This window comes from Shinella sp. M31 (assembly GCF_049199205.1).
In the GTDB taxonomy this organism is placed as follows: Bacteria; Pseudomonadota; Alphaproteobacteria; order Rhizobiales; family Rhizobiaceae; genus Shinella.
The window spans coordinates 4,527-27,578 of the sequence record NZ_JBLZPH010000053.1 but is presented as its reverse complement, the minus strand read 5'-3'; the positions used below and the strand labels follow the sequence as shown (position 1 = coordinate 27,578).

Here is a 23,052-nt window from a genome sequence, read left to right as displayed (position 1 = left end):
CTCCCCGCTTGCGGGGAGAGGGCTAGGGTGAGGGGCAACCCGGACCATATCAGCCGCGCGGCGCGCGCTTCGTCAGTTTTAGCTTCTCGCGCACTTCGGCCGGGCCGATGATGCGGGCGCCCATGCTCTCGACGATGTTGACCGCCTTTTCGACGAGCTGCGCGTTGGTGGCGAGCTGGCCCTTGCCGACATAGAGATTGTCTTCCAGGCCGACGCGGACATTGCCGCCGGCCAGCACGGATGCTGCCGGATAGGCCATGGCGTTGCGGCCGATGGAGAAGGCCGAGAAGGTCCAGTTGGCCGGCACGTTGTTGACCATCGCCATGAAGGTGTTGAGATCGTCGGGTGCGCCCCACGGAATGCCCATGCAGAGCTGGATGAGGACCGGATCCTCGATGACGCCTTCCTCGACGAGCTGCTTGGCGAACCAGAGGTGGCCGGTGTCGAAGGCTTCGATTTCCGGACGTACGCCGAGGTCGGTCATCATGCGGCCCATGGCGCGCAGCATCGACGGCGTGTTGGTCATCACATAGTCGCCGAGCGAGAAGTTCATCGTGCCGCAATCGAGCGTGCAGATTTCCGGCAGGCATTCGGCGACGTGGCTGACACGCTCGGTCGCGCCCACCATGTCGGTGCCGACGGGGTTGAGCGGCAGCGGCTGTTCGGTGCCGCCGAAGATCATGTCGCCGCCCATGCCGGCGGTGAGGTTCAGCACCACGTCGACTTCCGCATCGCGGATGCGCTCGGTCACTTCGCGGTAGAGGTCGTTGCGACGGCTCGGCGCGCCGGTTTCCGGATCGCGGACATGGCAGTGCACGACGGCGGCACCGGCCTTGGCGGCGTCGATGGCCGATTCGGCGATCTGCTTGGGCGAACGCGGAACATGGGGCGATTTGCCGGCGGTGTCGCCGGAGCCGGTGACGGCGCAGGTGATGAAGACATCACGGTTCATGGCTAAGGGCATGTGGTCTCTCCCAGAATTCTTGTTGGGTCCATTACGAGCCAAGAGAAGGCGCAGTGCTTTCACTTTTCGGATCCATCCTTGACAATTCGAGAGATGAAAAAGCAGGATGCCGCTATGCTCGATCCATCCGCCGATACACTCGACATCGATATTCTCGTGCTGCCCGAGACGAACCTCATTCTCGTCGCCTCGGTCATCGAACCCTTGCGTGCGGCCAACCGCATCTCCGGCCAGGACCTCTATCGCTGGCGTATCTTCTCGCCGGATGGCACACCGGTGGAGACGCGCAGCCGCATTCCCGTGCCCGTCGACGGCGTGTTCCGGCCGGAGAAGGAGGCTCATCCGCTCTTCGTGCTCTCCAGCTATCAATGGCAGATGAGTGCGACGCCTCTGTTGCGCCGCCAGCTTTCGCAGACGGCGCGCTACCGCTCGATGATGGCGGGCATCGAATCCGGCTGCTGGCTGCTTGCAGAAGCGAGCCTGCTCAACGGCCATTCCGTGACCGTTCACTGGGAGGACATGGAGGAATTCGCCTCGCGCTATCCGCAGATCGCAGTCATGCGCGAGCGCTACGTCATCGACGGCAAGCGCATCACGACAGGCGGCTCGCTGCCGACGCTCGACCTGATGCTGGAAATCATCCGCCGCAGGCAGGGCTATTCGCTGGCGCTCGAGGTGTCGCGGCTGTTCATCTACGAGCACGAACGCACGGGCGGCCTTCTGCAGGTGCCGGCCCTCGGCAACATGCGCGTCGCCGACCAGCGCGTCAGCCAGTCCGTGCGGCTGATGGAGGAGACGGTGGATGCGCCGCTCACGCTGACGCGGCTTGCCAAGCGTGTCGGCATCAGCGCCCGCCATCTCCAGGACCTCTTCCAGGAATCGATGGGCGTTGCCCCCCACCAGCACTATCTGGCGCTGCGCCTCAATGCGGCCCGGCGCAAGGTCATCGAGACCAAGGCCGAATTCGCCGATATCGCCGCGCTCACCGGCTTCAACTCCTCCTCCGCCTTCTCGCGCAGCTATCGCGCGCACTATCACGAAAGCCCGACGGAGACCCGGCGGCGGCTGCGGGCGGGGGCGAAAGGCTAGGATTTCGCGAGCAGCTTCACCATCGTCTCCGCCGCCTGCCGGGAGAGGGCGTCGCGCGGCCAGACGAGGCTGAGGGATTGCTGGTAGGCAGCGTCGAGCGGCAGCAGCGTCGGGGGTGGGTTGATATTGGCGACGGAATGCTCCGGAAGCACGGAGAGGTGGCCGTGGTCCAGCACGAGATTGATGATGACGGGGATCGAGTCGACCTCGACCAGCGACAGGCGGGAGCGCTCAGGCGGGGAAAGTGTGGCTTCGAGAAAGCGGTCGGTCATCTGGCGCAGGCCGCTTTTCGGGCTCGGCACGGCGATGGGATAGCGGCGCAACAGGGCGGCTAAGTCTTGACGCTCGGACTCCTTCAGCGCACGCGGGGCGGCGAGTGCCAGTTGTGAGCGGCCGATCAGATGCCCGTCGAATTCGGCGGGATAATGGTCCGTATCGAGCAGGATCAGGTCGAAGCGGCGGTTCTTGAGGCCGGAGACGAGTTCGTCTGCGGTGGTGGAAGACAGGAAGAGCGGCTGGCGAGGGCGTGCGCTTCGCCATTCCACGGCAAGACGCGCCAGCATGGCGGCGATCTCGCTTTCGTGGCCGAAGGGAATGATCGTGCCGAGCCGCCACGTGGCGGCGCTGCGGCGGAAGCGTTCGGCGGAAGCGGCGAAGAGTTGTTCCCAGGCGGCGCCGATGCGTTCGGCGAGCGCCAGCGCCTCCAGACCTTCCGGCGTGCAACTTACGCCTGAAGCCGAACGATCGAGCAGCTTGCAGCCAATCGTCGTTTCCAGGTGGCTGAGCTGGCGGGTGAGTTGCGGCTGGCCGAGGCCTAGGCTTTTGGCGGCGGCGTTGATGCTGCCGGCGCGGGCCGTGGCTGCAAAACGCGAGAGGGCGGTAAGCGGGATGGTGCCGTCGCCGTCGCCCAATGCGGTGAGTGCGGCGGCGGCACGGGCGATGTCGGCGAAGCGCGGCAGGCGGGCTTCCGCCTCCAGCGTGGGCACGAGGGCCTGGCCATCCCGGCGCACGAGCGGCACGGACAGCACGGCCTCGATCCGCCGCAGCGCGGCGCTGGCGCTGGAGGCCGGGCGGCGGCAGATGGCGGCTGCCCTGCGGATGCCGCGTTCCTCAAGAATGCTGTGCACAAGGCAGAGGGTGGATAGATCCACGGTAGGTCCTTCGGCTTCTTGCTGGCTGTTCGACCTATAGCATGAACTGTGCGGGTTTTGGGATATACGCTCCGTTTCCGTTCCGCATAACATCCCCATGCAATTCCCGACGGAAAACCGCGCAGCGCTTTCCTGGGATTGCCTCTGAAAAACAGGCTTTTTGAAACATGCTCGCTTCCGCCGATACGCTCTATCTCACCGGCCAACCGCTCGATTTCGCCACGCTGGAGGCGATCGGCACGGGTGCGCGGCGTCCGGTGGCCTGCGAGATCGGCATGGGGCGCGTCGGCACCTCCCGCCTCGTGATTACCGACCGTCTTGCGACGGGCCTGCCGATCTACGGCGCCAATACCGGCGTCGGTTCGATGAAGGACAAGCTCTGGACGGCGGACGATCTCGTCGAGTTCAACAACAATCTCGTCAAGGCCCACCATTTCGGCACCGGCGAGCCTTTCACGCTGCCGATCGTGCGCAAGGCGATGGCGATCCGCGTCAACACGGCGCTCGGCGGTTATTCCGGCTGCAGCCCGGAGCTGATCGATGCCTTCCTGGCGCTGCTGGAAAAGGATGTCGTGCCCGTCGTGCGCCGGCATGGCTCGATGGGCTGCGCCGATATCGGCCTTATGGGCCAGATCGCCGCCGTCATGACCGGCGAGGGCGAGGCCTGGTATGGCGGCGAGCGCCTGCCGGCGCCGGAAGCGCTGAAGCGCGCCGGCCTGAAGCCCTACCGCATGCAGCCGCGCGATGCGCTGGCGGCCCTCAGCGTCAATGCCATCTCGCACGCCGCCGCCGCCAATGTCGTGCGCGAGGCGGCGAAGGCGATCCGCAATCTGATGGTGACGGGCGTGCTCTCGTCGCTGGCGCTCGGCGCGTCGGCTGATCCGTGGCGGGTGGCCGCAAGGCTTTCGGCGCATGGCGAGGCGCTGGCCGGCACCTGGTTCGAGGCGCAGGCGACATCGGGGCATTGGCCGAAGCCATCGGCCATCCATGACCCGCTCAGCCTACGCATGACCGCCCAGGTTTTCGGCGCTTGCCTGGATACGCTGATGACCGCGGCCGAGCGGCTGGTCGAGGCGACGGCACAGTCGGATGACAATCCGGTCGTGATGGACAGTCACGTCATGGCCTCGGGCGGTTCGCTGCCGCTCTCGACCACGCTCTATGTCGAGGCGGCGCAGACAGGCTTTGCCCATCTCGCCCGCAACGTGCTGAACCGCTGCGTGCTGCTCGCCAACGGCGTGCGCCGCAACCTGCCGGTCAATCTCGTCGCGCCCGGCGAGACGGCGACGGGCTTCGGCCCGCTCCTGAAACTTGCCGTCGAACTCTACATGCGCATCCAGTCGCTGGCGGTGCCGATCTCGGCGCAGTCCATCGTCGTGGCCGGCGGGCTGGAGGAGGAGGCGACCTTCCTGCCGCTCATCGTCGAGCGCATGGAAAGCCAGGTGCGCGACCTGCGCCAGCTTGCGGCGCTGGAGGCCATGCTCTCTGCCCAGGCAATCGATCTTGCCGGCGACAATACCGAGGGTGTCGCCGCCATCGCCTATCAGCGCACGCGGGCGATCAGCCCCTTCTATCGCAAGGACCGGCCGCTTTCCGCCGAAATCGAGGCGCTCGACCGCGACCTCGCCAGCCCCGAGGCGCTCGCCGCCTTTGTCGATGCCGCACCCATGGCGGATGTCGACAGCTTCTTTGCCCTGAAACCCTGAGGAAACCCCGATGGCCGATTTCGATCTCGTTTTGAAAGGCACCGTGGTTCTGGCGGACCGTATCGTCGAAGGCGGCCATGTCGCGGTGCGGGATGGCAAGGTGGTGCATATCGGCCAGGGCGCAATGCCGGCGGCGAAGGAGCGGCTTGACCTCTCCGGCGCGCTAATCCTGCCCGGCGCCATCGATGCGCAGGTCCATTCGCTCTCGCAGAAGAACCAGGAGGATTTCATCTGGTCGACGCGGTCGGCAGCCGCCGGCGGTGTCACCACCATCGTCGACATGCCCTATGACGAGGGCAATCTCGTCTGCTCGGCCGAGGCGGTGAAGATCAAGGTCGATCATGCGTCGCCGCAGGCGCGCGTCGATTTCGCGCTCTATGGCACCGTCGATCCCGAGGAGGGACCGGCGCGCATTGCGGAAATGGTCGAGGCGGGCGTCGCGGCCTTCAAGTTCTCGACCTTCGGCACGGACCCGAAGCGCTTTCCGCGCATTCCGGCGGCGCTGCTGGAGGATTGTTTCCGCGCCATCGCGCCGACGGGGCTGACGGCCGGTGTGCACAATGAGGACGACGAGGCGGTGCGTGCGGCGATCGCCAAGGTGAAGGCGGCCGGCATCACGGACTATCGCGCGCACGGCCTGTCGCGTCCGCCGCTGACGGAGCTGCTTGCTTCCAACCAGATCTATGAAACCGGTGCCGAAACGGGCTGCCCGGCCCATGTCGTGCATTGCTCGCTCGGCCGAGGCTATGACATCGCCGCCGCCTATCGCGCACAGGGTTTTCGCGCGACTATCGAGTGCTGCATTCACTATCTCGTTCTCGACGAGGAGAACGACGTCGCTCGGCTCGGCGGCAAGGCGAAGATCAATCCGCCGATCCGCCCGCGCGCCGAGGTGGAAAAGCTCTGGCGCCATGTCGCCGAGGGCAATGTCACGCTGGTCTCGACGGACCATGTCAGCTGGTCGGAGGACCGCAAGACCAATCCGGACATGCTGGCCAATGCGTCCGGCGTGCCGGGGCTGGAGGTCATGGTGCCGCTCTTCGTCAAGGGTGCGCTGGAGCGCGGCATTCCGCTGACACGCGCCGCCGAGCTGATGACGCTGAACCCGGCGCGCCATTTCCGGCTCGGCCATGTGAAGGGCGCGCTGGAAGCCGGCAAGGATGCCGACATCACCGTGCTGACGCCCGAGTCCTACATCTATGACGCAGCGGCGAGCGGCAACAATGTCGTCGGCTGGTCGCCCTATCAGGGCATCCGGCTACCGTGGCGCGTCTCCGCGACCTGGCTGCGTGGAAAGCTTGCCTTTGACGGCACGAGAGTGCTTTCCGAACCTGGCACCGGCGCCTTCGTGCGTCCGCTGCCGACACTCGTTTCCACGGGGGTCTGATCATGGCCCGCGCAAGCAATCTGCCGGTCGATCCTGCCCGCATCGCGGAGGTGATCGACGGGCTGGCCAAGCTCACCGAGCCCGGCCGGCCCTATACGCGGCGTGCCTTTACCGCTCTGTTCCCGGCGGGGCGGGATTTTCTCGACGGAAGATTTCGGGCCGCGGGGCTTGAGACACGCGTGGATGCCGCCGGCAATCTGATTGCCCGGCGGCCGGGCAAAAAGCCCGGCCTCGGCACCATCATGCTCGGCTCGCATTCGGACACGGTGCCGGATGGCGGGCGCTATGACGGCATTGCCGGCGTCGCAGCGGCGCTGGAAGTGGCGCAGGCCTTGGCCGACAAGGGCATCGATCTGGATCACGATCTGGAGATCGTCGATTTCCTCGCCGAGGAGGTCTCGATCTTCGGCGTTTCCTGCATCGGCAGCCGCGGCATGGCCGGCGTGCTGCCTGCTGACTGGCTGTCGCGGGAGCGGGACGGACTGACGCTGGAGCAGGGTATCCGCGATGTCGGCGGTGATCCCGCGCGTATCGCTGGCGAAGCGCGCAAGGATATCGCGGCCTTTCTCGAGCTGCATATCGAGCAGGGGCCGGTGCTGGAAACCGAAAGGCTTGATATCGGCGTGGTGACGGCGATTGCCGGGATCACGCGCATCGAGATCATCGTTGATGGCCGGGCGGATCATGCCGGCACGACGCCGATGGGATCGCGGGCCGATGCGCTGGCCGCCGCCGCGCGGCTGGTCTCGGGCATTGAAGCCCTGGCCAAATCGCTGTCGGAAGGGCCGGGCCATTTCACGGCGACTGTCGGCGAATTCGCAATCGAGCCGAACGCCGCCAATGTAGTGCCGTCGCGCGCGCGCCTGCTGATCGATGCGCGGGCGGAGGAGCGCAACGCGATGGACCTTTTCGCAGCCTCGGTTGATCAGCTTGCCGATGGGATCGCGCGGGAGACGGGCACCACCATCGCCCCGCCGCGCCGCATCTCCGAGAACATGCCGACACCAGGCGATCCGCTGCTGCTCGGTGTGCTGGACGCGGCCTGCGAGACGGCGGGTGCCAGCCATCGGCGCATGGCGTCGGGTGCGGGCCACGACACCGCCTTCATGGCGAAGGTAACGCGATCTGCGATGATCTTCGTGCCGTGCCTTGGCGGGCGCAGCCATGCGCCGGAGGAATTTGCCGAGACCGACGATATCGCGCTCGGGGCGGCGGTGCTTTTTAATGCGGTGATTCAGCTGGATGAGACATTGAGTCAGGAGAGCGTCTAATGGGCCGGATTTTAAAGGAAAAAGACGTCGAGGCGGCGGTCAAAGGCGGCTCGGTCTATGCCGCCGGCGGTGGCGGCTGGGCGGACCATGGGCGTATGTTGGGCTATGCCGCGGTGTCGATCGGCAAGCCGGAGCTGGTCTCCATCGATGAACTCTCCGATGACGACTGGGTGGCGACGGCCGCCGCCATCGGCGCCCCGGCCTCGACCACGCCCTGGGAAATGCGCGGCGTCGATTATGTGAAGGCAGTGGAGCTTCTGCAGGAAGCGCTCGGCGAGAAGGTCGCGGCGCTGATGGTCGGCCAGAACGGCAAATCCTCGACGCTGAACGGCTGGCTGCCCTCCGCCATCCTCGGCACCAAGGTGCTCGATGCCGTGGGCGACATGCGCGCGCATCCGACCGGGGACATGGGCTCGATCGGCATGGCGGGCTCGCCCGATCCGATGATCCAGACCGCCGTCGGCGGCAATCGCGACGAGAACCGTTACATCGAGCTCGTCGTGCGCGGCGCGACGGCGAAGGTCTCGCCGATCCTGCGCACCGCCTCCGACATGTCCGGCGGCTTCATCGCCTCCTGCCGCAATCCGCTGCGCGCCTCCTATGTGCGCAGGAATGCTGCACTCGGCGGCATCTCATTGGCGTTGACGCTCGGCGAGGCGATCATCGCGGCGGAAGGCAAGGGCGGCTCGGCGATCATCGACGCCATCGTCAAGACGACCGGCGGCGCGATCCTTTCGGAAGGCGTGATCACCGACAAGTCGGTGGTCTACACCAAGGAGGCCTTCGACATCGGCACGGTGACGGTCGGCAAGGGCGACACGGCCTCGGTGCTGCATGTCATGAACGAATATATGGCGGTGGAATCGGCGGACGGAAAACGCCGTGCGACCTTCCCGGATGTCATCACCACGCTCTCGCCCGAGGGCGAGCCGCTGAGCGTCGGCCAGCTCGAAGTCGGCATGAATGTCTTCGTGCTGCATGTGCCGAAGTCGATCATCCCGCTCGCTTCCAGCGTGCTCGACCCGACGGTCTATCCCTCGGTCGAAAAGGCGATGGGGATCGATCTCGTCAGCTACGCCCTGGCGAAATAGGGGGAGGCGGGCGATGGCACGGGACAGGGAACTGGAAGACATCGTCCGCACCGATCTCGGCTTTCGCGCGGGGCTTTCGGAAAAGCCGATGTTCGGCGGGCTCGCCTGGCTGCTGGACGGGCACCTGCTGTGTGGTGCGCGCAAGGAGGGCATGCTCGCTCGCCTCGGCAAAGGCAACGATGCCTGGGCGCTCGCTACCGACGGCATCGCGCCGATGGTGATGGGGGAACGGGTGATGGAGGGCTGGGTGCGCGCATCGCCCGAAGCCTGTGCCGACGAGACTTTGCGCCGACACCTGATTTCCGAGGCGATCGCCTTTGTCGATACGCTGCCGCCGAAGTAACACATTCTGTTTTTGAAAAGAGGGACGTCCATGCCCAAAGCCAATCCGCGCCATCCGAACTATCCGATCCCCAGCGGCGACGTGCTGCGCGCCAAGGGCTGGCGGCAGGAGGGGTTGCTGCGGCTGCTCGAAAACGTGCTGTCGGTCGGCGAGGACCCGGACAATCTCATCGTCTATGCGGCGCTGGGCAAGGCGGCGCGCAACTGGGCGGCGCACAAGGCTATCGTCAAGGCGCTGACGGAGATGGACGAGGACCAGACGCTGGTCATCCAGTCCGGCAAGCCGGTCGGCCTGCTCAAGACCCATGCGAAGGCGCCGCTGGTCATCATGGCCAATTGCAATATCGTCGGGCAATGGGCGAAGGCGGAGGTGTTCTATGAACTCCAGCGCAAAGGGCTGATCTGCTGGGGCGGGCTGACGGCCGGCGCCTGGCAATATATCGGCAGCCAGGGTGTCATTCAGGGCACCTATGAAATCTTCATGCGCATCGCGGAAAAGCGTTTTAACGGCAGCCTCGCCGGCCGTTTCATCCTGACCGCCGGTCTCGGCGGCATGGGCGGCGCGCAGCCGCTTGCCGGGCGCATGGCGGGCGCGGCCATTCTCTGCGTCGATATCGATCCGGCGCGCGCAGCGGCGCGCAAGGCTGTCGGTTATCTTGAGCATGTGGCACCCGATCTCGATACGGCGCTCGCCATGATCGATGAAGCGGTGAAGGAAAAGCGCGCGACCTCCATCGGCCTCGTCGGCAACGCGGCGGAAATCTACCCGGAGATCGCGCGGCGCGGCATCGTGCCCGATATCGTCACCGACCAGACCTCGGCGCACGATCTCGTCTATGGCTACGTGCCGAAGGGCATGAGCCTCGATCAGGTGAAGGGGCTGCGCGATGACGGGCAGGGGCAGCTGATGGCGGCAAGCCGCGCCTCGATCGTCGAGCATGTCTCGGCCATGCTGGAGTTCCAGAAGATGGGCTCGGAGGTTTTCGACAACGGCAACCTCATCCGCACGCAGGCGCGGGAAGGCGGTGTGGCGGACGCCTTCGATATTCCGATCTTCACCGAAGCCTATCTGCGGCCGCTCTTCGCGCGCGCCATCGGGCCGTTCCGCTGGATGGCGCTGTCGGGTGAGGAGAGCGATATCGCCCGCATCGACGATCTCGTGCTGGAGATGTTTCCGGACAATTTCATCGTCACCAACTGGATCCGCCTTGCCCGCGAGAATGTACCCTTCGAGGGCCTGCCGGCGCGCATCGCCTGGCTTGGCCATGGCGAGCGCACGGAACTGGCGCTGGCGGTCAACAAGCTGGTCGCGGCAGGTGAACTCAAGGGGCCGATCGCCTTTTCGCGCGACCATCTCGACGCCGGCGCCATGGCGCATCCGAACATCATGACGGAACGCATGAAGGACGGTTCCGACGCGATTGCCGACTGGCCGTTGCTCGATGCCATGCTGCTTTCCTCGTCGATGGCCGATCTCGTCGTCATCCATTCCGGTGGCGGCGGTTATGCCGGTTACATGACGAGCTGCGGCGTGACTCTGGTGGCCGACGGCACGGCCAACGGGGCGGAGCGGCTGCAGCATGCGCTGACCAACGATACGTCGCTCGGCGTGATCCGCTATGCGGATGCGGGCTACGAGGAATCGCTCGACGAGATCGAGAAGAAGGGCATCGGCCACGTCAGGATCGGCATTGCTTGAAGGGCTACCGGACACGCTTTCGTGACCAAAACCAGCAGGAGTAGAAAGGGGAAGTGCCGCTAAGTGCCTGAATTGTCACGGCCGGCGTAAACCTTGCATTTAACATTTCGCGGTAATCTTCCGTTAGTAATTCCGTCTGCGTGCTGTGGACGGGGGCTTCGGTTTGTTTTGCGTGCGAGTGCCTATGCGTCTTTCGGTCCTGACAGCGATCCTGCTCGGCTGCGCCTCCATGGCGGGCTGTGCTTCGAGCTCCAATCCCGAGACTGCCCTGTCGATAAAACCGTCCTCGGAAGTCACAAGCTCTGTGAAGGCGGGGCCTGTGCCGGAAGTCGCGGTCGGCGAAGGCAAGGTGAAGGCGGAGGGCGGTGCGGACATGCTCGCCTGGGCCGGTGCCATGCCGGAAAACCACGTCTTCGAAAGCATGGAAAAGCAGGCGGCCGTTCCCGAGGGCCGGCCGGAAAATGCGGTCTTCGCCGTAGCGCCGTTGAGCGGGCGGTCCGCCAAGCGCTCCCGCATCTACAGCCAGCAGTTCCGCGATGCCAAGCCGATCAATTTCGGCAAACGCGCGCCGAAGAACTATCAGGTGCACGGTGTCGACGTATCGCGCTGGCAGGGCGATATCGACTGGATGAAGCTGCGCACGCAGGGCGCAAACTTCGCCTTCATCAAGGCGACCGATGGCGGCGACCATCTTGACCCGATGTTCCAGAAGAACTGGCGTCTGGCGAAGGAAGCCGGCATCCGGCGCGGCGCCTACCATTTCTTCTACTGGTGCCGCGTGGCGAGCTCCCAGGCCGAATGGTTCATCCGCAACGTGCCGCGCGATCCCGACGCGCTGCCGCCGGTCATCGACGCCGAATACAACGGCGATTCCGCCTGTAAGGCGCGTCTCTCGCGGGCCAAATATGTCGAGAAGATCAAGGTCTTCGCCGAGATGCTGGAGCGTCACTACGGCAAGCGCCCGATCATCTATACGGCGCCTGACTTCTACGAGGACAATCTCTCGGGCGAGCTGACGCAATATCCGTTCTGGCTGCGCTCGGTCGCGGCCCACCCTTCGAAGCGCTATCCGAACCGCCGCTGGACGTTCTGGCAATATTCCGGCTCGGGCCTGTCGCACGGCGTTTCCGGAAAGATCGACCTCAATGTCTTCGCCGGCAGCGAGAACGACTGGCACAACTGGCTCGCCGGCCAATCCGGCACGCGCACCGCCAGCGCCGACTGATCGAATGCGGCTTACAGGGACGGTTTATTTCCGCTTCTGCGGATAGATCGTCTCACCGCGTTTCAGCATGTCCACGAACGCTTCGATCCGTCGCTTGCGGGCGGCCTCCGTCTTGACATTGTGCAGGCGGAAGGCCAACGCAAAGCGGTTCTGCTCGGTCAGTTTGCCGAGCATTTCCTTGGCGGCAGGCTCAGCATCGATGGCGGCCTGGAGATCGTCGGGGATTTTCAGGTCCTTGCCGCTTCCATAGGCCTTGTCCCAGCGCCCGTCGGTCTTTGCGGCTTCCACCTGTTTCAGGCCATGTTCCGTCATCCGCCCGCTCTCGATCAGCCGGCCGACGGTCTCGACATTCTTCTTGCTCCACACGCTTTTCTTGCTGCGCGGGCAGTAGCGCTGGAGGAAGCTCTTGTCGTCGTGGCTCTTGCGGATGGCGTCGATCCAGCCCCAGCAGAGCACGGCCTCAATCGCCTCCTCGGCGGTGATCGATGGCAGCCCGGACGCCTTCTTGTAGAGCTTGATCCAGACTTCCAGTGCGCTGGCATGGTTCTCGCCAAGCCAGCGATAGAAGCTGTCGAGATCGACGAATTCGCGGATATGCGCGGGATTGATTTCCACAGGGGCCATCGTGTTTTCCTTGTCATATCGGGCCGGGCGTGACTGCTTTGCATCGCCTCGGTGAAACGAGGGGCAGATGCCGAAGATGTGAAGCCCGTTCTTCTTGCCAGCCACCCAAGGCTTTGGATAGCCATTGGCCTTAACCCGTCTATCTCATTGGAGTCCTATCGAGAATGTCCACGGTGTGCACTTTGTCGCGCAGAGCCTTCTTCCTTGGTGCTGCCGCGACGCTTGCGGGCTGCGCGACCACGCAGCCGTCGACCAAGATCGTTCCTGTTCCGCAGAAGATCCGCTACCCCATCACGCCGGCAACGGACGAGGAACTGGCCGCGCGTTATGCCGCGCTGGAGGATGGCGGCCATCAGATTCCGGCCATTCCCTATACGCAGATCGACCCGAAATATTATCGCCAGCGCGTGCAGGACCCGACGGGTGAGGCGCCGGGCACCGTCGTCGTCGATACGCCGAACCGCTTCCTCTATGTCGTCGAGCCCGGCGGCACGGCGATGCGGTATGGCGTCGGTATTGGGCGCGACGGCTTTGCCTGGGAAGGTGAGGGCGTCATCCAGTGGCGTCAGCCCTGGCCGCGCTGGAAGGTGCCGGCCGACATGATCGCCCGTACGCCGAGCCTTGCGAAATACTCCGTCGAGAACGGCGGCATGGAGCCGGGCATCAAGAACCCGCTCGGTGCGCGTGCGCTCTATATCTTCCAGAACGGCAAGGACACGCTCTACCGCCTGCACGGTTCGCCGGACTGGAAGTCGATCGGAAAGGCCACCTCGTCGGGCTGCGTGCGCCTGATCAACCAGGATGTGCTCGATCTCTACAAGCGCGTACCCTATCACGCCCGCATCGTCGTGCATCAGGGCTCGCTCGGCACGCCGGTTGGCGTTTAAGTGACAGTCTCACCGCCATCAACGACGAGAATCTGGCCGGTCATGTAGCTTGACCGGTCGGAGACGAGGAAGAGGATCGGCTCGGCGATCTCCTCCACATCGGCCCAGCGCCCCATCGGCACCTTTTCCTTGATGTAGCCTTCGATCGCCTCGCGCCCGCCCATCTGGGCGATGAAGGGCGCGTTGAAGGGCGTGTCGACCCAGCCGGGGCAGAGCGCGTTGACGCGGATGCCGTGGCCCGCATAGTCGCCCGCCATCTGCTTGGTCATGGCGATGACGGCGTGTTTGGTCGTCGTATAGGCGATCATCTCGCGGTCGTAGAGTACGCCGGAGGAGGAAGCGGTGTTGAGGATCACGCCCTTCTTCTGCGCCTTCATGACGGGCATGACATAACGCGCCGCCATCAGGTGGGCGCGCACATTGAGGTTCCAGGAGAAATCCAGTCCGTCGATCGGCACGGTTTCGAGATCGCCCGCCACCTGCGCGCCGGCATGGTTGTGCAGGATGTCGATGCGGCCGTGGCGTGACAGCACCGCGGCGACCGCCACCTTCAGCTCCACATCGTCGGTAACGTCGACGATGACTGTTTCCGCCTTGCCGCCCTCGGCGCGGATGAAATCGACTGTCTCCTGCGCGCGGGTCTCGTCGAGATCGGCAACGCAGACGGTGGCGCCCTCGCGCGCCATGATGCGCGCGCCGGCCCGGCCGATGCCGGAGCCTGCTCCGGTGACGATGGCGACACGGTTCTTCAGGATCATCGGTCTCACTCCCCGGCAGGCGATTTCTGGGTTTTGTCCCGCATCAGAAGGCGGGAAATCAGGATGAGCAGCAGCGAGGCGACCAGCACCATGGTGGCGATGGCGTTGACCTCCGGCGTTACGCCACGGCGGATCGAGGCGAAGACATAGATCGGCAGCGTCGTCTTCGAGCCCGCGACGAAGAAGGCCACGATGAAATCGTCGAAGGAGAAGGTGAAGGCGAGCAGGAAGCCCGACAGCACCGACGGCAGGATCTGCGGCAGCACGATATCGCGGAAGGTGGTGAGCGGCGTCGCATAGAGATCGGCGGAGGCTTCGACGATATCGCGCCCGAGCGTGGCGATGCGCGCCTTCACGATCATGGTGACGAGCGCCATGGTGAAAAGGCCGTGGGCGGCGATGATCGAGCCGTAGCCGAGGCCGAGCTGCGGCGACTTGTCCCCCGGCCAGAGGGCAGCGATGGCCGGGTTGATGGCGCCGAAGACGGCGACCAGGGCCACCAGCGTCGCGATGCCGATGACGACGCCCGGCACGACGATGGCGGCGGCGAGCAGCCCGTCGAAGATCGCGCGGGTGCGGGCGCCGAGGCGCTCCAGCCCGAGTGCGGCCATGGTGCCGAAGACTGCGGCGAGTGTCGCACTGACCAGCGCGATGATCAGGCTGTTCTGCAACGCGGTGACGAGGAACGGATTGGCGAGCGCCTTGCCGTACCATTGCGCGGAAAAGCCCGTGAACTCGCTCGCATTGCGCCCCGCATTGAAGGAGAACAAAACGACCAGCGCGATCGGCGCATAGAGGAAGAGATAGACGGAGGTGATCAGCGCGCGCATCAGAGGAGATCCACCTGTCTTGTGCCCGATATGCGCCAAGCGATGCGCATGGCGACCATCAGAACCACCACGACGATGGCGACGAGGGTGACGGCAATCGCCGAGCCGAAGGGCCAGTTGCGCGATTGCAAGAAGAGATCGACCAGCGCATTGCCGATGAAGAAGACCTTTCCGCCGCCGAGCAGCTGCGGGATGAGATATTCGCCGAGCAACAGGATCGTTACCAAAGCCACACCCGTCATGACGCCCGGCAGCGACAGCGGCAGGGTGACGGAGAAGAAGGTCGAGACCGGTTTTGCGCCAAGATCGGCGGAGGCTTCGAGCAGGCGGCGGTCGAGTTTTTCGAGGCTGACATAGATCGGCATGATCATCAGCGGCAGGTAGCCGTAGACAATGCCGAGCAGCACGGCGCCCGGCGTGTTGAGCAGGCGCACATCCGCGATGCCGATCATGTCCAGAAGGTTCGGAATGCCGCGCGAGCCGAGGATATACATCCAGGCATAGGTGCGCACGAGCAGGCTCGTCCAGAACGGCACGACGACCAGCGAGACGAGCAGCAGCCGGTGGCGCGGGCTTGCCTTGACGGCGAGATAGTAGGCCGTGGGATAGGCGACGAGAAGGCAGAGGAACGCGCCGACGGGGGCGAGCAGCAGGGTGTTCCAGTAGGCGGCGGAACGGGCCGGCAGGTTCAAATATTGCGTGAAGGTGAACGCCGCCTGATAGCCGCCCGCCGGTCCGCGCTCGCCGACGGAGAAGACCACCATGGCGATGAAGGGCAGCACGAGAAAGACGAACAGCCAGAGCGACGCCGGCGCCAGCAGCGCGGTCGTCACAAGCCGTCTTTTCGTCGTCATCGTCAGAGGCATCGGATTGATCCTGTTGGCAATTGTAAGGGTTGCCCCTCATCCGGCCTGCCGGCCACCTTCTCCCCGCAAGCGGGGAGAAGGAAACATGTGGCGATGCTCGTCCCTTGGTCGGGAGAGGCGCGATATACGGTGCTGCAAGTCCCTTCTCCCCGCCTGCGGGGAGAAGGTGGCGGCAGCCGGATGAGGGGCTTGTTGTTACGCCGACTTGAAGCGCGCCATCAGCTCGGCGCGTGCCGGGTCCGTCAGGGTCACGGCGGCGCCGAACTCCAGCGGGGTCAGCGCCGCCTCGTCCGGATAGACGATCTTGTTGCCGGTGACCTCGGCCGGCAGCAGCGCGAGAACGCGGCTGTCGGTCGTCGGCGCACCGTTGGCGATGTGCTCTTTCACGGCGTTCACCGGATCCATCAGGAAGTTGAGCAGCGCATAACCGGCCGGCTTGTTGGTGGCGCTCTTCGGGATCGCGTAGAAATCCGACCAGATCTCGCCGCCATCGGTGCCGAGCACAAACTGGATTTCCGGGATATCCCGGTTGAGCTGTGCGCCGTCATTGGTCCAGCACATGGTCATCCAGGCGTCGGTGGCGCGCATCGAAGGCTGGTAGTCGCTGTTGATGGCGTAAAGATGCGGCTTGACCTTGATCAGCAGTTCCTCGGCCTTGGCGAGCTCTTCCGGCTTGATGGAGTTGAACGAGAAGCCGAGCGAAACCAGCGCGTTGCCGATGGTGGTGAGCTGGTAGTCGTGCACCATGGCGCGGCCGGTGGCCTCGCCCTGCGCGACCTCGAAGAAGTCCTTCCAGCTCGTGACTTTCGTCTTCACCTTGTCGGAGTTGAAGGCGATGCCCGTCGTGCCCCAGTTCTTCGGCAGGGCAAACACCTTGCCGTCGACCGTGCCCTCGTTGGTGAAGCGGGTGTTCTGGGTCTTCTGATCGAAGTTCGGCACCTTGGAAAGGTCGATCGGCTCGATCAGGTCGAGGCCGGCATAGGTGGAGATGGTATAGTTCGTCGGCACGAACAGGTCCCAGCCGGTGCCGCCGGCCTGGAGTTTTGCCAGCATTTCCTCGTTCGAGCCGAAAACGTTGACTTCGACGGCAACGCCTGTCGCGGCGGTGAAGGCCTCGAACGTCGCCGGATCATGGTAGTTCGGCCAGGTCGCCAGCGACATGGTGGAACCCAGGTCTTCGGCATAGGCCGGCGAGGCGAAGAGGCCGGGCTGGCGGGCGAGCACGGCGGCGGCAAGGCCGAGGCCGGTGATGCCGAGGAAGTGGCGGCGGCTGACCGAGCCACGTTTCAGCCGCATGAACTCGTCCGTCAGATCACGGGCGCTGATCGGGGCATTCTCTCTGAACCATTTCGACATCACACTGTTCCCTTGTTGTTGTGACGGGCCTGTTTCCCTCAGGCCGGAAAGATATGCGCTGTGCCGGGATCGAAGCTTATTGCGACCCGCTCGCCCGGCGCGACGAGGTCGTTTTGTGTCTGGCGTTCGGCGGTGACGAGCATGTCGCCCAGGCCGTCGATGGCGATGGAATATTCGGCGGCGGAGCCCAAAAAGATGCGGTGCGTGACTGTGCCTTCCAGTGTCGCCGCATTGCCCGTCCCGCGCGAGAGGCGGATCGCCTCGGGGCGAAGCGCCACGGTGACGGCGCCGGGGGCGAGATCGTTGCGGGAGACGGGCAGCGCCGCGCCATTGCCGAGCCGGATGATGCCGCCAGCTTCCAGCGTGCCGTCGAAGCGGTTCGTCTTGCCGACGAAATCGGCGACGAAGAGATCGGCCGGGCGGTCGTAGACCTCCTGCGGCGTGGCGAGCTGGCGGATTCGTCCGGCGCTCATCACGCAGACGAGATCGCTCATCGACAGCGCCTCTTCCTGGTCGTGCGTGACGAGCACGAAGGTGATGCCGAGATCGCGCTGCAAAGTCTGAAGCTCGATCTGCATGGCGGTGCGCAGCTTCTTGTCGAGCGCTGCGAGCGGCTCGTCGAGCAGAAGCACCGAGGGCTTGTTGACCAGCGCGCGGGCAAGCGCCACGCGCTGCTGCTGGCCGCCGGACATTTCATGGATGCGCCGTTTGGCGAAGCCCGACAGGCGCACCATTTCGAGCGCCTCGCCGACCCGGCGGGATATCTCCGCCGCCGGCAGTTTCGGCCGCAGCTGCTTCAAACCGTAGGCGACGTTCTTCTCCACGTCGAAATGCGGAAAGAGTGCATATTGCTGGAACACCATGTTGACCGGGCGGCGATAGGCCGGCACGCCATTGGCGACCTTGCCCGCGATCAGCACCTCGCCCTCGCTTGGCTGTTCGAAGCCGCCGATCATCCTGAGGCATGTCGTCTTGCCGCAGCCGGAAGGGCCGAGCAGAGCGACGAAGGCGCCTTTCGGCACCGTGAGATTGATGTCGGAGACCGCGGTCACCGCGCCATAGCGCTTGGTCACCGAACGGAACTCGATGTCGTTCGTTGGGGCGGATATCACGTCTGTTCCCTGCGGTTATTGGTCTCTGGGCGCTCTGTGTCGCCTTGGCCACCGTTACCCCAAAGCTAGTCATCCGCTGGCAGGTTGGTATATACCCCGAGAGAGGTATTTTATCCGTAAATTGGCTGTGGAAGGAGTATACCCGAGCTGCGGTGGTAAATACCTCCTGCGGGTAAATCGGGGGGCGAAAGTGCCATGCGGGTCGATTTCACGGCATTTTTCCGGGCGCTTGCCGATTGGACCAGCGGTTCGGAGCGGTCCGACCGTCAAACGGGCGAAACCCTGCTTGCCATGATGCATGCGCTCGTGCGCTTCGACGATATCGTCATTTTCGCCTATCGCGACAAGGCGCGGCCGATCGACCTGTTCAGCACCTTCGAGGCCGAGGATCACGATATTTTCGTGACGCTCTACCAGGCCGGCCCCTATCTGCTCGATCCGTTCTTCCATACCACGCGCGCCGGCCGCTCCGGCGTTTTTCGCATGCGCGAGCTCGCGCCTGACCGGTTCTTCTCGAGCGAATATTATCGCACCTATTACTCGCAGACCCGCCTTGCGGAAGAGCTCGGTTTCTTCGTGCCGGTGGCGGAAGGCGTGACGGTGGTGGTATCCCTGATGCGCCGCGAGAAGACCGGTGTCTTTCCCGCGCAGGAATTCGTGCTGCTCAACGATGCCGAGCCCTTCGTCGCCGCCTTCGTGCGGCAGGCCTGGAGCGATCTCGCCCGGCGTTTCGCCGAGACGGGGCAGGGGCGCGGCCGGCGCAGCGAGCCGGTCAGCGAGGCTGACAAGGTGTGGCGCAAGCTCAACCTCACCGACCGCGAGGCCTCGATCATCGAACTGGTGCTGCAGGGCCATTCCTCGGAATCGATCGGCCTCAAGCTCGACATCTCCACCGGCACGGTGAAGGTCCACCGGCGTAACGTCTACCGCAAGCTCGGGATTTCCTCGCAGATCCAGCTGCTGTCGATCTATCTGAAGAATATTCAGGGGTAAACGCCAAACGAAAGCCCGGCATCACTGCCGGGCTCTGCAAATCTTTTCAAAGGCTTGTCATCTCATCCTCGCGGATTGATTCCAGCCGTTCACACGTCGATTCAGGCGACGGTGGCCAGGGCCACTTTGGCGCGAGCGTCAAGAATCTGGCGCGCGGCGTGGGCGGCTTCCTTGCCTTTGATGACGAAGTGGTCGCGGAAGAAGGCAATATGGGCTTCCGATTCCTGGAAATTGTGCGGGGTCAGCACGGCCGAGAGGACCGGCACATTGGTATCGAGGCCGACGCGTACGATGGCATCGACGACGGTGCCGGCCACGAAGTCGTGGCGGTAGATGCCGCCGTCGACGACAAGGGCGACGCCGAGGATGGCGGAATACTGGCCGGTGCGGGCGAGGAGCTGCGCATGCAGCGGGATCTCAAGCGCGCCCGGCACGTCGATCACATCGACGTCTTCCGCGCGGCCGCCGAGGGCTGCCCATTCGGCGACGAAAGAATCGACCGCCTGATCGACGATACCGGCGTGCCAGCGGGCACGGATAACAGCGATCCGGGAGGAGGGGGTGGCATTCGCATTCATGTATAAGGCCTTTCAAGGGTTGAGCCATTTTTCAACGGTCCCCTTGGGCGAACACGCAGGCATTCCGCCTGAATTGCGGTCGTCCTGCTTGCTCTCTTCCATCCGGACTGTGACCGTCGGCCCCGGCATCGCACCGGATCTGCTGACCCTTCCATTCGCGAAAGGCGCTTGCGGGCTCCCGGATTGCTCCGGATACCGCCGGTGGGGAGTTTCGCCCCGCCCTGAGAACGATGGGAGATTAACGAGCAATCGCCCGCGGATCAAATCCGCAGGCGACGCAAAAACGGCAATTCACGACAGATTTTTCCAAGCCTTTGGAGCGGTCTGGAAAAATTGGCTAGTCGCGAATGATCAGGAGGTCGGTTGCGGTGAAGCGCAGGGTCGCGGTCTCGCCGACGGCCGGCGGCACGAGGCCGGGGCTGTTGAACATGTCGAAGGAGATGACCGCGGTGCCGACCTTCATGCGGGTGCGGATGACCGAGCCGAGGAAGTTGGAGGAGATGACCTCGCCGGTCAGTGCGGTATCGCCCTTGGCGTCGGCGGCAATCGAGCCGGCCTCCGGGCGCAGGGCCAGCGAGATCGTGTCGCCGGCCTTTGCATTGCCGAGCGGCTCGCGCAAGGTCACACCCTGGTCACCGATCGAGACGCGGTTCGATGCGGGATCGACGACCTTGGCTTCGATGAGGTTCAGCGTGCCGACGAAATTGGCGACGAAGCGGGTGGCCGGGCGGTTGTAGATCTCGGCGGGCGCGCCGATCTGGTCGGCCTTGCCGGCATTCATCACGACGATGCGGTCGGAGATCGACAGGGCCTCTTCCTGGTCGTGCGTCACGAAGACGGTGGTGATGCCGAGCTGCTGCTGGATCATGCGGATTTCTTCGCGCAGCGACACGCGGATCTTGGCGTCGAGCGCCGAGAGCGGTTCGTCGAGCAGCAGGACCTGCGGCTTGGGGGCGAGCGCGCGGGCGAGCGCCACGCGCTGCTGCTGGCCGCCGGACATCTGGTAGGGGTAGCGGTCGGCGAGGTGGTCGAGCTTGATGAGGCCGAGCATTTCCTTGACGCGCTGGTCGATCTCGGCCTTCGGACGGCCAGCGACCTTGAGGCCGAAGGCGACGTTTTCGGCGACGTTCATGTTCGGAAACAGCGCATAGGCCTGGAACACCATGCCGATATTGCGCTGGTTGGGGCGCAGGTTCGCCTGGCTCTTGCCGTTGATGCTGATCGTGCCGCCCGAGGGCGTCTCGAAACCGGCGATCATGCGCAGGACCGTGGTCTTGCCGCAGCCCGACGGCCCGAGGAAGGAGACGAATTCGCCCTTCTCGATGGCCATGTTGAAGTCTTTCACGACCTGCACGGGGCCGAAGGACTTCTGGATGCTGGTGAGGTTGAGGAAGCTCATGAAAGGTCCTTAGGCGGGGCTTTGCGCGCCCTTCTGGAAACGGGAAACAAGCTGGATCAGGCCGAGGCAACCCCAGGTCAGCGCGAAGGACATGACCGCGAGTGCCGCCGGCTCATAGGCGCGGTTGGCGCCGAGCAGCTGCATGTAGGGGCCAAAGGCCGGACGGTTAAGGAGGGCCGCCATGGTGAACTCGCCGATGACGATGGCGAAGGTCAGGAAGGCGCCCGAGAGGACTGCGACCAGCACGTTCGGCAGGATGATCTTGGCAAGGATCGTCGTCCACCCGGCGCCGAGGCTTTGGGCGGCTTCGGTCAGCGTCGCGATGTCGATCGAGCGCAGGCCGGTATCGACGGAGCGATACATGTAGGGCAGCGCGAGCGTCGCATAGCCGAACATCAAGAGAATGTTCGTGCCGGTCGTCGTGCCGGTCAGCGGCAGCCAGCTCGAGGTGTTGTAGAGCCGGATATAGCCGAAGACGATGACAATGGCCGGGATGACCAGCGGCAGCAACGTGACGAATTCGATATACGGACGCAGGCCCGGCAGCTTCAGGCGCACCCAATAGGCGGTGGGCACGACGAGCAGCACGCCGAAGACGATGGTCGCGAGCGCCATCAGGATCGAATAGGTGAACGTTTCCTGGAAACGCGGATCGCCGAGCACGACGGCATAGGCATCCAGCGAATAGACGCCACGGCGCATCTTCAGCGAGAAGTTGGTCATGCCGACCAGCGGAAGGATGAAATAGAGCAGACCGAAAATCAGGGCGCCCCAGGCCCAGAACTTCTTCATTTCAGCCACCTTTCGCTGCGGGCGCGCAGCCAGATGTAGATCGTGTTGGCGATGCCCGTGACGACGATCATGCCGAAGGCGAGCGCGTAGCCGAGATGCGGATTGCCGAGAACGTCGCCGCGGATTTGCGCGAAGAGCAGGATCGGCACGATGTTGAGCGAGGAGCCGGTGAGCGCGATCGCCGTGGCGACGGCGCCGAAGGCATTGGCGAAAAGCAGCGCCAGCGTGCCGAGGAAGGACGGCAGCAGGATCGGAAAGGCGACCATGCGCCAGTACTGGGCATTGGTCGCGCCGAGGATCTGGGCGGCTTCCCGCCATTCGCGCTTCAGGCCGTCGAGGGCCGGCGTGATGATGAGGATCATCAGCGGGATCTGGAAGAACAGGTAGGTGACCGTCAGGCCCCAGAAGGACAGGATGTTGAAGCCGAGCGCGCGCAGGTCGATGCCGACCTGGGTCTTCAGGAATACCGTGAGCAGGCCGACCGGGCCGAGCGTCGCGAGGAAGGCGAAGGCGAGCGGCACGCCGGCGAAGTTGGAAGCGACGCCGGAAAAGGTCAGAAGCGGGCCGCGGATCCATTTCGGCAGGCCACCCAGGACGGCGGCGGCGGCGACGGAAAAGCCGATCAGGCAGCCGAGAAGCGCGGATGCGATGGAGATCTTGATCGAGATCCAGTAGGCCGAGAGGATCGACGTCGTGAAGAGGCCCTGGATGTTTTCCAGTGTGAAGCTGCCATCAGGCGTCTGAAAGGCCCCGATCACGATGCGCATCGTCGGCATGATCAGGAACAGCAGGACGAAGATTGCGAACGGTGCCGCGCCAAGCCAATGCAGCGGGAGGCGGAAGGGCTCCCGTGCCGGCGGTCTGGCGGCTGAACTGTCTGATGACATTAAGAAAACCTCTGGTGGGTTGCCGTCATTGGCATACCGCAATCG

The 23,052-nt window shown here is 64.5% G+C and carries 22 protein-coding genes and 1 riboswitch; of the genes, 10 read left to right on the top strand and 12 right to left on the bottom strand.

Annotated features, from left to right (window positions below):
* Positions 1 to 49 precede the first annotated feature (49 nt).
* Positions 50 to 964, bottom strand: a complete 915-nt coding sequence (locus ACOZKU_RS08335) for a 3-keto-5-aminohexanoate cleavage protein (RefSeq protein WP_421578479.1) — start codon at positions 962 to 964, stop codon at positions 50 to 52.
* A gap of 114 nt (positions 965 to 1,078) precedes the next feature.
* Here ACOZKU_RS08335 and ACOZKU_RS08330 point away from each other — a divergent pair, with 114 nt between their 5' ends.
* The gene (locus ACOZKU_RS08330; RefSeq protein WP_314085106.1) at positions 1,079 to 2,053 is read left to right on the top strand and encodes a GlxA family transcriptional regulator; all 975 of its coding nucleotides are present in this window, start codon (positions 1,079 to 1,081) and stop codon (positions 2,051 to 2,053) included.
* On the opposite strand, the gene ACOZKU_RS08325 is transcribed toward ACOZKU_RS08330, so the two are convergent.
* On the bottom strand, positions 2,050 to 3,204 hold the full coding sequence (locus ACOZKU_RS08325; RefSeq protein WP_421578478.1) for a LysR family transcriptional regulator: 1,155 nt from the start codon (positions 3,202 to 3,204) through the stop codon (positions 2,050 to 2,052). The genes ACOZKU_RS08330 and ACOZKU_RS08325 overlap by 4 nt on opposite strands.
* 167 nt (positions 3,205 to 3,371) lie before the next feature.
* Here ACOZKU_RS08325 and ACOZKU_RS08320 point away from each other — a divergent pair, with 167 nt between their 5' ends.
* The 7 genes from ACOZKU_RS08320 to ACOZKU_RS08290 all read left to right on the top strand — a co-directional run bounded on the left by ACOZKU_RS08320 (position 3,372) and on the right by ACOZKU_RS08290 (position 11,925).
* Positions 3,372 to 4,910: an aromatic amino acid lyase gene (locus ACOZKU_RS08320; RefSeq protein ID WP_314085102.1), complete on the top strand. Its 1,539-nt coding sequence runs from the start codon at positions 3,372 to 3,374 to the stop codon at positions 4,908 to 4,910.
* A gap of 10 nt (positions 4,911 to 4,920) precedes the next feature.
* Positions 4,921 to 6,297: a dihydroorotase gene (locus tag ACOZKU_RS08315; RefSeq protein ID WP_421578477.1), complete on the top strand. Its 1,377-nt coding sequence runs from the start codon at positions 4,921 to 4,923 to the stop codon at positions 6,295 to 6,297.
* A gap of 2 nt (positions 6,298 to 6,299) precedes the next feature.
* On the top strand, positions 6,300 to 7,568 hold the full coding sequence (locus ACOZKU_RS08310) for a Zn-dependent hydrolase (protein WP_421578476.1): 1,269 nt from the start codon (positions 6,300 to 6,302) through the stop codon (positions 7,566 to 7,568).
* On the top strand, positions 7,568 to 8,659 hold the full coding sequence (locus ACOZKU_RS08305; protein ID WP_421578475.1) for a DUF917 domain-containing protein: 1,092 nt from the start codon (positions 7,568 to 7,570) through the stop codon (positions 8,657 to 8,659). The genes ACOZKU_RS08310 and ACOZKU_RS08305 overlap by 1 nt, the downstream gene beginning before the upstream one ends.
* Before the next feature lie 13 nt (positions 8,660 to 8,672).
* The gene (locus ACOZKU_RS08300) at positions 8,673 to 9,002 is read left to right on the top strand and encodes a TfoX/Sxy family protein (RefSeq protein WP_314085094.1); all 330 of its coding nucleotides are present in this window, start codon (positions 8,673 to 8,675) and stop codon (positions 9,000 to 9,002) included.
* Between the two features lie 30 nt (positions 9,003 to 9,032).
* Positions 9,033 to 10,700 carry a urocanate hydratase gene (locus tag ACOZKU_RS08295; protein WP_421578474.1) on the top strand — a complete coding sequence of 556 codons (1,668 nt, stop codon included), beginning with the start codon at positions 9,033 to 9,035 and terminating at the stop codon, positions 10,698 to 10,700.
* Positions 10,701 to 10,884: 184 nt separating this feature from the next.
* Entirely contained in the window at positions 10,885 to 11,925 is a 1,041-nt protein-coding gene (locus ACOZKU_RS08290) for a GH25 family lysozyme (protein WP_314085090.1), read from the top strand.
* Between the two features lie 24 nt (positions 11,926 to 11,949).
* Here ACOZKU_RS08290 and ACOZKU_RS08285 read toward each other — a convergent pair whose 3' ends face one another.
* Complete coding sequence (locus ACOZKU_RS08285; RefSeq protein ID WP_421578473.1) at positions 11,950 to 12,549, bottom strand: YdeI/OmpD-associated family protein; 600 nt, start codon at positions 12,547 to 12,549, stop codon at positions 11,950 to 11,952.
* A 164-nt stretch (positions 12,550 to 12,713) separates the two neighbouring features.
* Here ACOZKU_RS08285 and ACOZKU_RS08280 point away from each other — a divergent pair, with 164 nt between their 5' ends.
* Positions 12,714 to 13,436, top strand: a complete 723-nt coding sequence (locus tag ACOZKU_RS08280; protein ID WP_421578472.1) for a L,D-transpeptidase — start codon at positions 12,714 to 12,716, stop codon at positions 13,434 to 13,436.
* On the opposite strand, the gene ACOZKU_RS08275 is transcribed toward ACOZKU_RS08280, so the two are convergent.
* The 5 genes from ACOZKU_RS08275 to ACOZKU_RS08255 form a co-directional block, all read right to left on the bottom strand.
* Positions 13,433 to 14,194 (bottom strand): SDR family NAD(P)-dependent oxidoreductase, encoded by a 762-nt coding sequence (locus tag ACOZKU_RS08275; RefSeq protein WP_421578471.1) that lies wholly within the window; start codon positions 14,192 to 14,194, stop codon positions 13,433 to 13,435. The two genes, ACOZKU_RS08280 and ACOZKU_RS08275, sit on opposite strands and share 4 nt — an antisense overlap.
* Positions 14,195 to 14,199: 5 nt before the next feature.
* Positions 14,200 to 15,024, bottom strand: a complete 825-nt coding sequence (locus tag ACOZKU_RS08270; protein ID WP_421578470.1) for an ABC transporter permease — start codon at positions 15,022 to 15,024, stop codon at positions 14,200 to 14,202.
* Complete coding sequence (locus tag ACOZKU_RS08265) at positions 15,024 to 15,890, bottom strand: ABC transporter permease (protein ID WP_421578469.1); 867 nt, start codon at positions 15,888 to 15,890, stop codon at positions 15,024 to 15,026. Before ACOZKU_RS08265 ends, ACOZKU_RS08270 begins: the two co-directional genes overlap by 1 nt.
* Positions 15,891 to 16,085: 195 nt before the next feature.
* Complete coding sequence (locus tag ACOZKU_RS08260) at positions 16,086 to 17,246, bottom strand: polyamine ABC transporter substrate-binding protein (RefSeq protein WP_421578468.1); 1,161 nt, start codon at positions 17,244 to 17,246, stop codon at positions 16,086 to 16,088.
* Positions 17,247 to 17,284: 38 nt separating this feature from the next.
* A complete protein-coding gene (locus ACOZKU_RS08255) occupies positions 17,285 to 18,358 on the bottom strand; it encodes an ABC transporter ATP-binding protein (protein WP_421578467.1) in 1,074 nt (357 codons plus the stop codon).
* A 195-nt stretch (positions 18,359 to 18,553) separates the two neighbouring features.
* Between ACOZKU_RS08255 and ACOZKU_RS08250 the strand changes: the two genes are divergently transcribed.
* Positions 18,554 to 19,351 (top strand): helix-turn-helix transcriptional regulator, encoded by a 798-nt coding sequence (locus tag ACOZKU_RS08250; RefSeq protein ID WP_421578466.1) that lies wholly within the window; start codon positions 18,554 to 18,556, stop codon positions 19,349 to 19,351.
* 101 nt (positions 19,352 to 19,452) lie between these two features.
* On the opposite strand, the gene ACOZKU_RS08245 is transcribed toward ACOZKU_RS08250, so the two are convergent.
* From ACOZKU_RS08245 to ACOZKU_RS08230, 4 genes are all read right to left on the bottom strand, one after another.
* A complete protein-coding gene (locus ACOZKU_RS08245) occupies positions 19,453 to 19,929 on the bottom strand; it encodes a 6,7-dimethyl-8-ribityllumazine synthase (protein ID WP_421578465.1) in 477 nt (158 codons plus the stop codon).
* Between the two features lie 86 nt (positions 19,930 to 20,015).
* Positions 20,016 to 20,162, bottom strand: a riboswitch (FMN riboswitch).
* Between the two features lie 104 nt (positions 20,163 to 20,266).
* Positions 20,267 to 21,328: an ABC transporter ATP-binding protein gene (locus ACOZKU_RS08240; protein ID WP_314085070.1), complete on the bottom strand. Its 1,062-nt coding sequence runs from the start codon at positions 21,326 to 21,328 to the stop codon at positions 20,267 to 20,269.
* Between the two features lie 9 nt (positions 21,329 to 21,337).
* Positions 21,338 to 22,120: an ABC transporter permease gene (locus ACOZKU_RS08235; RefSeq protein WP_117366587.1), complete on the bottom strand. Its 783-nt coding sequence runs from the start codon at positions 22,118 to 22,120 to the stop codon at positions 21,338 to 21,340.
* Positions 22,117 to 23,007, bottom strand: a complete 891-nt coding sequence (locus ACOZKU_RS08230; RefSeq protein WP_314085067.1) for an ABC transporter permease subunit — start codon at positions 23,005 to 23,007, stop codon at positions 22,117 to 22,119. The genes ACOZKU_RS08235 and ACOZKU_RS08230 overlap by 4 nt, the downstream gene beginning before the upstream one ends.
* Positions 23,008 to 23,052: the final 45 nt, after the last annotated feature.